Origin of the sequence: Lutimaribacter degradans (assembly GCF_023703375.1) — a bacterium.
GTDB lineage: Bacteria > Pseudomonadota > Alphaproteobacteria > Rhodobacterales > Rhodobacteraceae > Lutimaribacter > Lutimaribacter degradans.
The window spans coordinates 17,996-32,333 of record NZ_JAMQGO010000011.1 but is presented as its reverse complement, the minus strand read 5'-3'; the positions used below and the strand labels follow the sequence as shown (position 1 = coordinate 32,333).

General features: G+C 60.4%; 12 protein-coding genes. All 12 read right to left on the bottom strand.

Annotated features, from left to right (window positions below; genetic code table 11):
* Window positions 1–89 precede the first annotated feature (89 nt).
* Complete coding sequence (locus tag M8744_RS14415) at window positions 90–833, bottom strand: response regulator transcription factor (RefSeq protein ID WP_251418998.1); 744 nt, start codon at window positions 831–833, stop codon at window positions 90–92.
* Entirely contained in the window at window positions 778–1,467 is a 690-nt protein-coding gene (gene phoB / locus M8744_RS14410; protein ID WP_251418996.1) for a phosphate regulon transcriptional regulator PhoB, read from the bottom strand. The genes M8744_RS14415 and phoB overlap by 56 nt, the downstream gene beginning before the upstream one ends.
* Window positions 1,467–2,183, bottom strand: coding sequence for a phosphate signaling complex protein PhoU (gene phoU / locus M8744_RS14405; protein ID WP_251418994.1), 717 nt, complete (start codon window positions 2,181–2,183; stop codon window positions 1,467–1,469). Before phoU ends, phoB begins: the two co-directional genes overlap by 1 nt.
* Window positions 2,184–2,193: 10 nt before the next feature.
* Window positions 2,194–2,991 carry a phosphate ABC transporter ATP-binding protein PstB gene (gene pstB, locus M8744_RS14400; RefSeq protein ID WP_285813457.1) on the bottom strand — a complete coding sequence of 266 codons (798 nt, stop codon included), beginning with the start codon at window positions 2,989–2,991 and terminating at the stop codon, window positions 2,194–2,196.
* A 25-nt stretch (window positions 2,992–3,016) separates the two neighbouring features.
* Entirely contained in the window at window positions 3,017–4,318 is a 1,302-nt protein-coding gene (gene pstA / locus M8744_RS14395) for a phosphate ABC transporter permease PstA (RefSeq protein ID WP_251418992.1), read from the bottom strand.
* A gap of 10 nt (window positions 4,319–4,328) precedes the next feature.
* Window positions 4,329–5,705, bottom strand: a complete 1,377-nt coding sequence (gene pstC / locus M8744_RS14390; protein WP_251418990.1) for a phosphate ABC transporter permease subunit PstC — start codon at window positions 5,703–5,705, stop codon at window positions 4,329–4,331.
* A 71-nt stretch (window positions 5,706–5,776) separates the two neighbouring features.
* On the bottom strand, window positions 5,777–6,814 hold the full coding sequence (locus M8744_RS14385; RefSeq protein ID WP_251418988.1) for a substrate-binding domain-containing protein: 1,038 nt from the start codon (window positions 6,812–6,814) through the stop codon (window positions 5,777–5,779).
* Window positions 6,815–7,174: 360 nt separating this feature from the next.
* Window positions 7,175–8,443 carry a molybdopterin molybdotransferase MoeA gene (locus M8744_RS14380; RefSeq protein ID WP_251418986.1) on the bottom strand — a complete coding sequence of 423 codons (1,269 nt, stop codon included), beginning with the start codon at window positions 8,441–8,443 and terminating at the stop codon, window positions 7,175–7,177.
* A 56-nt stretch (window positions 8,444–8,499) separates the two neighbouring features.
* A complete protein-coding gene (locus tag M8744_RS14375) occupies window positions 8,500–10,965 on the bottom strand; it encodes an arsenate reductase (azurin) large subunit (protein WP_251418984.1) in 2,466 nt (821 codons plus the stop codon).
* Between the two features lie 13 nt (window positions 10,966–10,978).
* Window positions 10,979–11,503, bottom strand: coding sequence for an arsenate reductase (azurin) small subunit (locus M8744_RS14370; RefSeq protein WP_251418982.1), 525 nt, complete (start codon window positions 11,501–11,503; stop codon window positions 10,979–10,981).
* Between the two features lie 167 nt (window positions 11,504–11,670).
* Window positions 11,671–12,918 carry a sigma-54-dependent transcriptional regulator gene (locus M8744_RS14365; RefSeq protein ID WP_251418980.1) on the bottom strand — a complete coding sequence of 416 codons (1,248 nt, stop codon included), beginning with the start codon at window positions 12,916–12,918 and terminating at the stop codon, window positions 11,671–11,673.
* Window positions 12,905–14,335, bottom strand: coding sequence for a sensor histidine kinase (locus M8744_RS14360; RefSeq protein ID WP_251418979.1), 1,431 nt, complete (start codon window positions 14,333–14,335; stop codon window positions 12,905–12,907). The genes M8744_RS14365 and M8744_RS14360 overlap by 14 nt, the downstream gene beginning before the upstream one ends.
* Between the last annotated feature and the right edge of the window lie 3 nt (window positions 14,336–14,338).

Here is a 14,338-nt window from a genome sequence, read left to right as displayed (position 1 = left end):
GCCGCCCGATAAGCGGTGCCTGTTCAGGACATGCTGAGAAAGAACATCGGCATCTGCCGCTTTGGAAAAGATGGGGTGACAAGCCTGTTTCAGACCCTGGCGAGGGCGTACCCAATTCCACGCACCGCGCGAAACGGATCAACGCCAAGCTGGGCCTTTACGCGTCGCCGCATTCGGCTGACTTGAAAATCCACCGTACGGCTGCCAACCTTCCTGCCACCCTCGGGCAAGGCAAGCTGTTCCAGGGTTTGCCGCCCCAGCACGACATCGACCATGTCGAAAAACGGGCCAAGCAGGCACAGCTCGGTCTTGTTGAGATCTGCAACCCGGTCAGCGAAATACAGTTTGAACCGTGATTCATCCAGGACAAACGCGCCGCTGTGCCTTTTGCCGCGCAAGGCGAAAGGCCGCTCTCGCCGCAGTAATGCGCGCGTTTTCATGAATATCTCGCTCTCGGGACTTTTCGAACCGATCGACACCGATAAGGTTTCTTTAAGGAGAATTGGAAGGATCGGTAAAGTCTCGGTAACGCGCGCTTGCCTCAGCTTGCGTCGAAATTCGGGCGACCCTGCCGTGATGCGCTCATCCAGAAACACGACGTCAGGCTTTTGCGATGCCACCGCCCGGATGCATCTTTCGACATCCTCGATCGTGACAAGGGTCAGACCGGCTAGCTCCATGGCGCGGTTCAGCCTGCCTATCAGCACGCCACAGGATGTCAGCGCCAAAGCCAGTCCGCGGTTGCCTGGTACCTGCTCAACCGGTTCAAGACCTGCCTTATCCCAAAGCATATCCTGCACCGCGAACCGTTCGGATCGGGTCATCGCCGCCATGGCGGCTCAACGCCTTTCGCAGACGACCGATATGCACATCCACCGTTCTCGTGTCGACGTAGATCTCGCGCCCCCAAACCCGGTCCAGCAATTGTTCACGGCTCCATACACGTCCGGGTTTTTCCATGAATGTCGTCAGAAGGCGAAATTCGGTTGGCCCCAGCTTCACTTCGTGGTCGCCCCGGAACACCTTGTACGTTTCGGCATCCAGCAAGATGTCATCGAAGGTCAGTCTTACGCCGACAGACGCCGGCCTGGACCGCCGCAAATGCGCCTTCACGCGGGCAATCATTTCGACGACCGAGTAAGGCTTGCAAATATAATCGTCCGCCCCCGTCTCAAGGCCGCGCACCCTGTCAACTTCTTCTGAGCGCGCCGAAATCATGATCAACGGTATGGAACGCAACGAGGGCCTCAGCTTTATCCGGCGACAAATCTCGATGCCCGATATGCCCGGCAGCATCCAGTCCAGCAGGATCAGGTCGGGTTCTTCCTCCTCGATCAACAGCAACGCTTCGTTGCCGTCTTCAGCCTTGATCACACGAAAACCTTCGTGTTCGAGGTTATAGGTCAGGATTTCCCTTTGTGCAGGTTCATCCTCGACCACCAGAACGGATGGCTGCATCTCGGACATCAATCTTCACTTTCTTGAAAATCCAGTGACGTTCTATCCTTCTTCGGGCGGTCATCGTCGGGCAACTCACCAGTCACCAGGTAGATGGTCTGCTCGGCAATGCCCGTGGCATGGTCGCCGACGCGCTCGATGTTCTTGGCGACGAAATGCAAATGCATGCCGACCGCGATATTGCGGTGATCTTCCATCATGTGGGTCAGAAGCGACCGGAACAGCGTGTTGTAGATCTGGTCTGCCTCCAGATCCCGCTCGATGATTTCGCCGGCCTTTTCAGTGTCGCGATGGATGTAGGCATCCAGCGAGTCCCGCACCATCGACTCGACAAATTTCGACATGCGGCCCAACGCAGTCAGGGACCCGTTGATTTCGCCGCTTCCGGCCATGGCGATGGTGCGTTTGGCAATGTTCTTGGCATAGTCCCCGCAGCGTTCGAGATGCGACGATATTTCCATCACGGACAAGACCGTACGCAGATCGCCGGCGGTGGGCGAGCGGAGAGCCAGAAGCCTGGCGGCATCTGTCTTTATCGTCAGGTCGAGGTCATCAACGATCTTGTCGCCCTTGCGGACCGCCTCGGCCAACTCGACATCCCTGGTTTTCAACGCCTTGGCCGCGTCGAAAAGCGCCGTTTCAACAAGCCCGCCCATTTTCATGACCGTCGCCTGGATGCTTTCCAGATCGCGGTCAAACGAGGACACGATGTGTTTGTCGTTCATGGTCTTGTCCTTATCCGATCCGGCCGGTGATATAGCTTTCGGTGCGGGTATCGGTGGGGTTGGTGAAAATCTCACTGGTGTCGTTGAACTCGACAAGATTACCCAAGTGGAAGAAGGCGGTTTTCTGACTGACACGCGCCGCCTGCTGCATCGAGTGGGTCACGATAACCACCGAGTAATCCCGGTGCAGCTCGTCGATCAATTCTTCGACCTGCGCGGTGGCGATTGGGTCGAGCGCCGAACACGGCTCATCCATCAACAGCACTTCGGGCTCTGTTGCGATGGCCCGAGCGATGCACAGGCGTTGCTGCTGCCCACCCGAAAGCCCGGTGCCAGGCTCGTCAAGCCGGTCCTTGACCTCGTCCCAGATGGCACCGCGGCGCAGGGATTTCTCTACGATCTCGTCCAACTCCACCTTGGACTTTGCCAAACCGTGAATGCGCGGACCATAAGCGATGTTGTCGTAGATCGACTTGGGAAACGGGTTGGGCTTCTGGAACACCATGCCCACCTGCGCGCGCAACTGGACGGGATCAACCGATTTGTGGTTGATGTCCTGGTCGTCGATCCTGATCTCGCCCGTGACACGGCAAATGTCGATGGTGTCGTTCATGCGATTCAGGCAGCGCAGGAATGTCGATTTGCCACATCCCGACGGCCCGATGAACGCGGTTACGGTCTTGTCCGTGATCTCGATATTCACGTCCTTGATCGCATGAGTATCGCCGTAATAAACATTGACGCCGCGTGCCGTGATCTTGGTGTCGGTCATGTTTGCGTCCCGCTCGATCTTTCGCATGTCGTTCATTTCTCGGTTCCTTTTGTCGGGACATTTACCATTTGCGTTCAAACTTCTGCCGAAGGTAGATCGCGACGGCATTCATCATGACGAGGAACCCGAGCAGGACGAGGATCGCAGCCGAAGTCCGCGAAACAAAGCCACGCTCGGGGCTGTCGGCCCAGATGAAGATCTGGGTGGGCAAGGCGGTCGAGCTGTCGAAAGGGCTGCTCGCGGCCGAGGTGATGAACGCGTTCATCCCAATCAGAAGCAACGGCGCGGTTTCGCCCAGCGCCTGCGCCAGCCCGATGATCGTGCCGGTAAGAATCCCGGGCATCGCCAGCGGAAGCACGTGCTGAAACACGACCTGCTGCTTCGATGCGCCAAGCCCTAGCGCCGCTTCGCGGATCGAAGGTGGCACGGCCTTCAACGCGGCCCGCGTCGCGATGATGATCGTCGGCATCGTCATCAATGCCAATGTCAGGCCGCCAACGAACGGGGCCGATCGTGGCAGGCCGAACCAACCTATGAAAACCGCCAAGGCCAACAGGCCGAACACCACCGAGGGAACGGCAGCAAGGTTGTTGATGTTCACCTCGATAAAGTCGCTCAGCTTGTTCTTCGGGGCGAACTCTTCAAGATAGATCGCAGCGCCGATCCCAAGTGGGAACGAAATGACGAAACAGGTCAACAGGGCCCAGAACGACCCGACGAGGGCCCCCTTGAGCCCCGCCAACTCCGGAAAACGCGAATCGGCATTGGCGAAAAGCCCAAAGTTGAACGGCTTCGAGATCGCACCGTTTTCCGCCAAGGTGTCGAACCAAGCGATTTCATTGTCTTTCACGCGGCGGTTCACTTCCGGTGTCGCACGCTCGATCAGGCCCTTGTTCAGCTGGTCGTAAGGGTCGGACACGGGAACCGTCATGGTGACCGACTGGCCAATCAGCGAAGGATCCGACACCACGCGATCACGCAGTTCGAACTGCGCGCCATTAGACAAAATGCCCTCGACAGCGCGGGCTGTTGCCCGGTCGCTCATATCGACACCGGGCAGCATCTGACCAAGCGATGCCGCCAACGCATCGTCGAAACCACCGCGCGGCAAGCGCTCCTCCGGGATTTCCTCGGGATCGACATAAACCTCAAGCGTCAAATGCGTCTGGGTAAAGGCCTGCCAACCTGTCGACACGAGCGAGGCAACGAGAATGAAGAGCATCAGGAAGGCAATCGAAATTGCCCCAAGGCCGATCCATTGCAGGCGCATCTGCTTGCGGCGGCGGCGCTTGAGCGATGCCGCCACCAATTCTGTTGACGTGGCCTTGCGGGGGCCGGCAGGCGCGTTCGTGATATCTGTCATGTCCTCGGCCTCAATCGTAGGCTTCGCGGTACTTGCGCACGATGCGCAGCGCGAAAATGTTGATGATAAGGGTGACAAGGAACAGCATCATGCCCAAGGCGAAGGCTGCCAGTGTCTTGGGGTTGTCGAAAGAAGTGTCGCCAATCAGCAAGGTCACGATCTGGACCGTAACCGTTGTCACGCTGTCCAGCGGGTTGATCGTCATCTTGGCCATAAGACCGGCCGCCATGACCACGATCATGGTTTCACCGATCGCCCGGCTGACCGCCAGAAGAACACCGCCGACAATACCGGGAAGTGCCGCGGGAAACAGAACCGTCGTCATCATTTCACCACGCGTCGATCCAAGGCCAAGCGCACCATCGCGCATTGCTTGCGGAACGGCAGACAGGGCGTCATCTGCGAAAGATGAAATGAACGGGATCAACATGATGCCCATGACCCCACCGGCGGCCAGCGCGGTGTTCGGGGCGACATCAAGACCCAGGGATTGTCCGAAATTGCGAATGGCCGGTGCGACAACAAGAATGGCGAAGAAGCCATATACGACGGTCGGCACGCCGGCCAGGATCTCAAGCACCGGCTTCACGACAGAGCGCAACCGTTTGGGCGCGAACTCGTTCAGGTAGATTGCCGAGAACAGCCCGACCGGGACTGCCACGATCAAAGCAACGACGGTGATGACAATCGTCCCGAGGATGACAGGAAGCCAACCAAAAGCGCCTTCGGCGGCGATCTGGTCCTCGCGCAGCGGAATTTGCGGCTCCCAGTTCAGGCCAAACAGGAAATCGGCCACCGGCACGCGATCGAAAAAGCGCATGGTCTCGTAAGAAAGGGACACGATGATCCCGACCGTGGTAAAGATCGCAACGGTCGAGCAAAAGATCATCAGCCCCGACACGATACCCTCAACACCCTGACGGGCCCGGAAATCGGCGGCGACCCGGGATCGCGCGAAAGCAAGCAAGCCAAGCGACAAGATGCAAACCGCAACTACCAGCCACCAGTCCGCGCGGTCGTGCAGCATGACAAAACGGTCGGCTGCGGCTATCTTCCAATCTTCCGGCGTTCCGAATACCTGCCCGCGGGAAACCGATTTGATTTCAGCCAGCACAAGCTGAACGCCCCCGGAATCAAGCCCATCCAGAACACCTTCGGGCAAGCTGGCCATGGTGATCCGGTCTATGATCGGACCTTGGAAAACCAGCCACAGCAACGTGAAGGTCAGAACCGGAACAAGGATCAGCAAAGCAGAAAATATCCCGTGATAGGATGTCATCGAGTGCAGCCTGTTGCCTCCGTCACGGATCAGGCGCGCCGCGCGACGGTTGACCACGTATCCAGCGACGACCGCAAGAATGAGCAAGAGAAAGGGGAGTGCTGTCATCGGCCTGTTCTTTCCAAAGAAACACCCGGGGCGCAGTCAAGCGCCCCGGGCAATTGATCCAGGTGCAGATCTTATTCCGGGGCGCTCATCGGCTCACCGTTCAGGACAGCGTCCTGAAGGGCTGCGCGACGATCATCGGCCAGCGCAACCAGGCCACGCTCTGACAGGTAGCCGCCGGCTTCCAGCGCGTCGTCCGACATGTACTCTTCGATGAACTCGTTGAGGTTGGGGATAACGCCGCGGTGCGCGTTCTTGACGTAGAAATACAACGGACGCGACACCGGGTAGGATTTGTCGGCGATCGTGTCGGTCGACGGCTCGACGCCGTTGATCATCACGCCCTTAAGGTTGTCCAGGTTCTCGTAAAGGAACGAGTAGCCAAAGATGCCCATGGCGTTGGAGTCTGCTTCAAGGCGCTGAACGATCAGGTTGTCATTCTCACCGGCTTCGACGAAAGGCCCGTCGGTGCGCATGCGCGAGCAGTTTTCCTTGACCCAGTCACCGTCGAAACCGCCATCCTTGACATAGTCAAGCTCTTCACAACCGGCGTGCATCGCCAGTTCGACAAAGGCATCACGGGTGCCCGAAGTCGGCGGCGGGCCATAGGCCAGGATTTCAACGGCCGGCAGATCGGGGTTGATCTGGTCCCAGGTCGTGTAAGGGTTGTCGGCCCATTCGCCATCGACGGGAACCTGCGCGCCCAGCGCGAGGTAGATTTCCGTCAGGGTCAAGTCCCATGCGAAATCGTTGCTGCGCGAAATGGCCAGCGACAGACCGTCAAAGCCGATCAGGGCTTCGGATACCTCGGTGACGCCATTTTCCTGGCACAGCTGATATTCAGATGCCTTCATCGCGCGCGACGCGCCGGTGATGTCGGGGTGCTGCTCACCGATGCCACCGCAGAAAATCTTCATGCCACCGCCGGTGCCGGTGGATTCGACGATCGGCGAAGGCGCGCCGGTGTTGTTGGCGAACTGCTCGGCGACAGCTTGCGTGTAGGGGAACACGGTCGACGAACCGACGATACGGATTTCGTCACGTGCGGCGGCGGCGGTGGCGGACACGGCGGCGAGCGCCAGTGCCGACACGGAAAGCTTGGTGAAAGACATGGTATCTCCTGTTTCAATTCGGGCCAGAGCAGTCGGCCTCAGACGCGTCGCTAAAGAGATTCTGTGATGCTTATGCAAAAATTATATGACACTTATGTAACAACCGCCGCCTTCGGGCCTCTGCGGATCTTCTTGACCGCGCCTTGCCGGTCGCGCGCCCTGACCTGGGCGGAACGCGACAACAGACCACGCTCATCCGACAAGGCGCAGTCTGACCGTTACATTCACCCGCATGTCGAAGGCACGGCTTGCGCGGATGCGGGCGGCGATGACCCAATGGTGCAAGAATCGCAAGACGCCCACGTGACAAAGTCTCGCTTTTCTTTCGCAATCGCGCCGCGCAACAGACGCCGGCGACTGTCAGAACAACGCAGACTCGGAAAGCGGCTCGACCGACAAGGGCTGCCCCGGTCTGACCACATCCATGTCCTGGGGTATCACGGCAATTCCCATGGCCTGGGCAATGGGCGACAGCGAGGCCGAGGCACCCTGTCCCAGGCGCGCGATGATCGGCCGCCCCAGCGGATCACGGCCGGACCAGGTGACCGGCACATATTCTCGCCGCCCCGTTCTGCGACTGTAGGTAAAGCCAGCCACGGCCGGTAGCCACGCGTCGGTTCCTTCCGTCAGCCCGGCCACACGGTTCAGGGCAGGCCGCGCGATCTGGGAAAGGGTGATGGCGGCGGCATAGGGATTGCCGGGCAGTCCGAAATAGAGCGCCTGCCCAAGCCGGCCCACCGTCAGGGGCTTGCCCGGGCGGATCGCAACCTTGAGCACGTCAAGCTCGGCCGCCTCGGCGCGCAGCGCATCAAGAATGTGATCTTCTTCACCCGCCGATACCCCACCCGAGGAAATTATCACGTCATTCGATTTCGCGGCCAAGCGGATCGCGCCACGGATGCTGCCGGGGTCATCCGGCAGAATACCAAGATCGGCAAGATCAACCCAGGGAAGGCGTGACAACGTCGCGCGCAACAATACGCGGTTTGAATTGTAGATCTGTCCCGGCCCGCGTGGCTGGCCCGGTTCGGCCAGTTCATTTCCGGTCGAGAGGATGGCCACGCGCACACGGGCACGCACGGCAACCGATGCCACACCACACCCCGCCAACAAGGCAAGACGCTGTGGGGTGAGCGCGCGGCCAGCGCCCAGGGCAAGCGCACCCTGCGCCACGTCTTCGCCCCGGCGGCGTATGTTTTGCCCGCATCGTGGGGGCCGCGACACCGTAATCATGTTGCCCGAGCGCGTGACATGCTCCTGCATCACGACGGCATCTGCCCCAAGGGGCACCGGCGCGCCGGTAAAGATACGCGCGACCGACCCTGCTGAAAGAGTCAAGGCTCGCCCATCCCCAGCCGTGATACGTGCCGACACTGGCAGGCGCCACGGGCCATCGCCGGCAAGGTCGGACATGCACAGGGCATAACCATCCATGGCGGAATTGTCGAAAGGCGGCAATGCAGATGCCGCCGTAGTCGAACCTGCTGTCACGCGGCCAACCGCAGCATCAAGCGAAAGCGTTTCGAGCCCCGTTACAGGGCACGCGGCAGTGACCGCGCGCAACCGCGCGGCGTCGACCGACAGGATCGGCCCGGGTTTGCCCGTGGAACAGGCTGCAAGACCGGCCATGTTGCCCCCTTTGAAAAGACCCGCCCCGGTACTGGGGGCGGGTCGACCTTGTTGGATCAAAGCATGATCTCGTGCGATTTGAACGAGATGTTACGCGTCTGCTCTGTCGCGTCCGATATCTTGCGGATATCGCCCCAGCAGTGCTTGTAGTCCGGCAGGACCAACTCGTTCACGCCCGGGTTCACGACATTGCCCTGGCTGCCCGCAGGCGAACCAAAGACCATTGCCACGGTGTTCTGCTTGAGCGTGGGCATCGGATAGGCCATGCCCTGTGTGACACCGTTGTCGTTGATGATCTCAAGCAGATCGCCGGGGTTCAGGCCCAGGTCGACCATGTCATCGGGATGCATCTCGACGAAGGGATGCGGATAGCGGTCCTGGACGAAATCGTTGTCCTGGTCCAGGAACTGGTTCTGCCAGAAGATATTGGCCCGGACGTTGTTGATCCAGAACCGGTGTGCGGCCTGTTCCCGGGCCTTTCCGGGGGCCTGCCAGCCGCGCCAGCCCGCGGCACAGAACAGCGCCTTGCCGTCCTCGCGCCCGTGGCGGGTGAAGACGCCATCGGTATAAAGCCGCGGCGTGCCGACAAGCTGGCCGTCCTCGTAGCCCAAGACAGGCTCTTGCACCCCGTTGTTGCCAGCGGCGCGCAAACGCTCGTACGTCACGTCCGTATGGGCAGAGCCATAGCCGTCCATGAAAGCATCTTCCTCGGTTTCCCAATCATAGCCCTTGAACTGATCGGCATAGGCATCCTCGCCCATCTCGCGCAGAACACGCTCCATGTGCTGGGCGATGCCCGCCGCGATCAGGGCGTCGGGTTTCGAGTTTCCAAACGGGTCCATGTATTTCTCGGACAGCCGCAACCGGCGCTCACCGTTCATCGAGGTAAGGTTCATTTCGTTCGACTCACAGGCGGGCAGGATGACATGGGCGTTCTGCCCGATCTGGCTGTGGATGATATCCACGTCGACCACGAACAGACCACCCGCGTTGATCGCCGATACGATGGCATCGACCACCTGTTCACGTGTGCCACCCGCGGCCATGTCGATCGCGTCTTTCACCATGTCCGAACGCCGCTTGTGCACCCGCTTGAACTCGGAGGCATTCAGCGTGGTCTTGTAATGGTCGCAGGCCCAGATGTGGTGAACGCCGCCCAGACCACGGATGAGAAACTGGTCGATATATTCCGCCGGTCGGCCCACATGGGCTTCGGAGGGACGGAAATACCCTTCCTGGTGGCCGCCCAGACGGCAAACGCCGCCGCCTTCGCGGCCCACATTGCCCGTCGCCAGCGCGATGTTCACCAAGGCGCCGATGGTGCGGTAGTTGTCGTTGCCCCAGATGATGCCCTTCTCATAACAGGTCACGCATTTGCGGCGACTGCCATCATCATGAGGCTGGGCGATCCATTCAGCAGCCTGTCGGATGTCGGCGGCCGGCACGCCGCATATCTCTGCGGCCTCGTCCAACGATGTGCGGCAGGTCTGCATCGCGTAGTCCAGGCTGCCCAGGCCCGCCGGGTGCGCGGCATCCTGTTCCACGGCCTCGCCACCTTGAAAGGTCGACTTGGTGATGAAGTCTGAATCGACCCAGCCCTGATCGACGATGTGGGTCATAAGGGCGTTGAAAAGCGCCATATCGGTGCCTTCCTTGATCGCCAGGTGCAGCACGTTTTCCGGCCCGGCATATTGCTCGGACGATGCAATGGTCAGCGTGCGCCGGGGATCGACCACGATCATCTTCGCACCGTTCTGAAGGCCGGGAACCATATGATTGAGATAGAGGTTTGTCTGCGTCTCCATCGAGTTTGCGCCGACCATGAAAATCGTATCGGTCAGCGTGTAATCTTCGTAGGCATAGTTCAATTCATCCACACCCATGTCGCGCGACGAATGAACCTCCGAGTTATAGGCGGGGCGGTTATGGATTCGGCAATTCTTGATCTTCATGCTGTCGAAGTACAGCTTGCCGGTGCCCCAGGTATTCTCGTAGCCGCCTGCGGAACCGCCGTGGTCGAACATCGACACCACGATGTCATCTTCCGAGCCCTGCATCACGACCTTGGCTGTCACCCGTGCCACCAGATCCAGCGCATCGTCCCACGAGGTGGGCTGCCAGACACCGTTGCGCCAGACCATCGGATCGGACAGGCGCTGTTGCTGTGTGCCAGTCACACGAGAGGGCCGGTTTTCGGCCATCCGCGCGCCGCGGATCGAGCCGAGGCCCGAGTTGACCACGCAATTCGCGTCAGGCTTGACCACCAGGTGCACATCCCGGCCGTTCTGTTTGACGATGTTGTACATCGAAGGCGCGTACCACGCCTCGCTTTCCATGAACTGCTGTTCGCTCAGGTCCACGCCGAACTTGTTTTCGCTCGGCGCCGTGCCGCCCTGCTTGTTCATCGGCCAAGTGTAAGCCTTGTAGCCGCACCCGACGATGCAATAGTGGCAGGAAACGTTGAACTCGTCCGCATCGGCAGGGATGATCGGAAGACGGTCGATTTGTCTTTTGTAAGCCATGTGTCTTTTCCCCTTACAGCACGTTGGACAGGCGGCCGTAGATCAACTCATCGACCCCGTTCGCAAAGATTTCGCCGTCATCGTCCACGCTCAGCTGGAACTGGGCCAGATTGCTGGTGGCATGACCCCAGATCTGCTGGCCGCCGCTTTCGCAATCGAAGCGGGAATGGTGGCCGGGGCAGTTGAGCGTCTTGTCGTCGGCCGAATAGCTCATCATCCACCCCTTGTGCGGGCAGAGCACCGAGAACGCCACGATGTCACCATCCGGCCCGACACCCCCTTCGACCGCCTGCCCAAGCTTGAGCAGGACACCGGGGCTGTCCGGGTCGGGGTAGGAAACGTCGAGCGGTTCGTTCACCTCCAGATCGGCGACATTGGCAAGGCGGTTCGCCGGGTAGTCGACCCTGGCCAGCCCTTGAGCCTGCGCCTTGGCTTGCTCCGGCGTCATGACCGTCGATGCAACGGCACCCGCCGTGGCCATCATGCCGCCCCTCAGAAACTGCCGACGCCCCGCGTCGACCAATCGGTTGCACTTCATTGGCTGAACTCCTCCCTGGCTCATCAAGTGATGGAAAATCGCCAACAGCTTAGCCATCGCAGGCGGGCGCGTGCGATGGGCTCAACGCGTGTGCCGCGCCGCAGCTACGCCTTGTTTTTGAATATAAAATCTTGATGTTCGGAAATCCGAACATGCGGGCCGATCTATCAAGGGCCGGACAGACCGAGTTTTTGCATCTTTTCCCACAGCGTCGTGCGGGCGATGCGCAGCAACCTTGCAGCTTCGCCAATCTGGCCACCTGTCCGGTCCAAGGCCGCGATGATCTGCGCTTTTTCGGCTGCTTCGCGCGCCTCGACGAGAGACATGATTTCATCCGGATCGGCAAGGCGTTCGGGAAACAGGTCGGATGGCTGCAACAGCGGCCCTGTCGCCATGGTCAGGCCACGCAGCAACCGTGCGCGAAGCTCGCGCCCGCCACCCGGCCAGTCATGGGCCCGAACCGCATCTTCGCAAAGCACGCTGATCCCTTCGATGCCCGGTCCGTGCCGCGCTGCCAATTTGCGAAACAATTGTTGCATGAGCCAGATCGCATCATCCGGCCGCGTGTTCAGCGGGGGAATGGGAATCTCGGTTTGTGCCAAACGGTAAAACAGTTCAGACGTGATCCGCCCCTGCGCGATCAGATCTTCCAGATCATTGCCACAGGCCGCGATCAGCCGCCCTTCGAACCGGCCATCCAGCCGCTCCAATAGACGTGATTGCGCTTTTGCGCCCATCTTGCTGACCGCGTTGATGAAAAGCGTGCCTTCGCTCACCACCTCGAACGCGCCATCGGAACCGAACAACGCCATTTCAGCGTCGGCTTCCCGCGCGAGATTCACGGCAACGAATGGCGCCGCAGAGCGGTCGGACAAATCGTGGATGCGACGGGCGACAAGATCCTTGCCGGTCCCCGGCCCTCCACGGATGAGTGCCGCATGACTTTCACCCGCTGCTTTGGCAATCAGCCCCTCGATCTTTCGGGCCGCGGGCGAGACACCCAGCAACGGGGGAAAGTCATCATCGGCAAACGGTTTGTCCCGATCGCTCACCAAAAGGCTGAGCCTTTCAAGAAAAACGGACATGTCAAAGGGCTTGGTGACGTAATCCGCCGCGCCCGATTTGATCAACCGCACCGCTTGACCGATCCCGCCCTGCCCCGTGATGAACAGGAAGGGCGGCGGCGTTCCGGTGCGGACCAGGGTTGAAAACAGCTCTTCGCCTGATCCATCGGGCAGACCGATATCACAGATCACGGCGTCGATGGGTTTTTGCGGTGTTCGGATCGCACCAAGCGCCCGTACCATCTGCTTCAGCCAAAGAACCTGCGCGCCTTCCAGCTCCAGCCGCTGCAGCAGCGACCCACCCATGATCTCGTCATCTTCGACAAGTACGATGTGCCTATTCCTGAGCATTTGCAGCCTCTCGCACTATCGGCAAGCCGACGGTGATACGGGTCACGCCATTCTCATGGGCATGCGCGATCCAGCCGCCAAGGCCTTTTACAAGCTCGCGCACCAGGCGCAGCCCGACGCCCCCACCTGGCAACAGAGGGCCATCATCAAGCAATCGGTCCAGCGCGGATTGCGGCATGTCCGGCCCGGTATTCGTGACTTGCAGGGTCAGCTGCTCAACACCTGAACGGGCGCGCAACCCGACGCGCCCGGATTGACCGGAGGCGGCGCAGGCGTTCAGCAAGAGGTTCAGCACGATCTGTCGCACCGGCCCGGCGGGCATCTTGCACTCAGCCCCCCCTGTCAGGTCAACGGACCACTCAAGATCAAGCCCATGGCGTGACACCTCGGGCTGGATCAAAAGCTTCAGATCCTCGAAATCATCCGGCCCCAGGTCACGGTCTGTAGTGTCGATCCGGTTCTGGTCGAGTGTCACGCGCGTCACATCGCGCAGATGGCGCAGGCCCCGTTCCACAAGGTCGGCAGACCGCCGCACCACATCTGGCCGATCCGCGAAAGCGCGGATGGTGTCCGTTGCGTTCAACAGCCCGCCCAACGGGTTGTTGATCTCGTGCGCCAGCGACGAAGACAATCGACCCAGGGCCACGAACCGCTCGCGCTCGGCCAGGCGCCGCTCGGCCTCGGCCTTGGCGGCCACGGCATCGACCATCGAATTATAGGTATGCGCCAGTCTGGCCAGTTCACCATCGCCCCGCGGGATTTCCGCGATCGGTATCTGATGCGGCTCGCCCTGTGTCTCGGTCATCTGTCGTGCCAGCGTCGTGACGGGGCGAAGCATGGTTCTCATGGCCACAAATCCCGCCAGCGACAGCAGACCGATGGCAACCGCATTGCCAAAGATAAGGATAAGAACGGCCCGGCGTCGCTCGGTCAGCAGGTCGGATACATCCAGTTCGGTTGCGATCTGCCCCACCATGCGCCCCTGGTAGATCAAGGGCGCCAGTAGGCTGAGAACGGGGCGCGACCCGTCCACCGACAGGTTCTCAAGCGCCACGGCATCACCTGCAAGTTCGGCGATATCGCTGTCCATGGGTACCCGTCGGGGGTCGGTCGCGGCCAGCACCCGGCCGCGGTCATCCGCCACGGCGGTCAATATCATCCGCCGCCCCTCGCCACCCTGCGCCGCCCGGTCGAGCGTGTCGTATACTTCCCACACGTCATGCCGCAGCACGAGCGGCCCGAGGGCAACCGACAACCCCTCGACATGCATCTGCGCCAATTCCTGAATCCGCGCGTCCTGAACCCGGGCCAACGACCGCAATACCTGATGAGATGCCACCGCGCCCACAAGGATCATCATTGCCGCAGCGAGAAGCGGCAGTTTGATCGACAAAGGCATCGGGGCGAACGGCTTCATGCG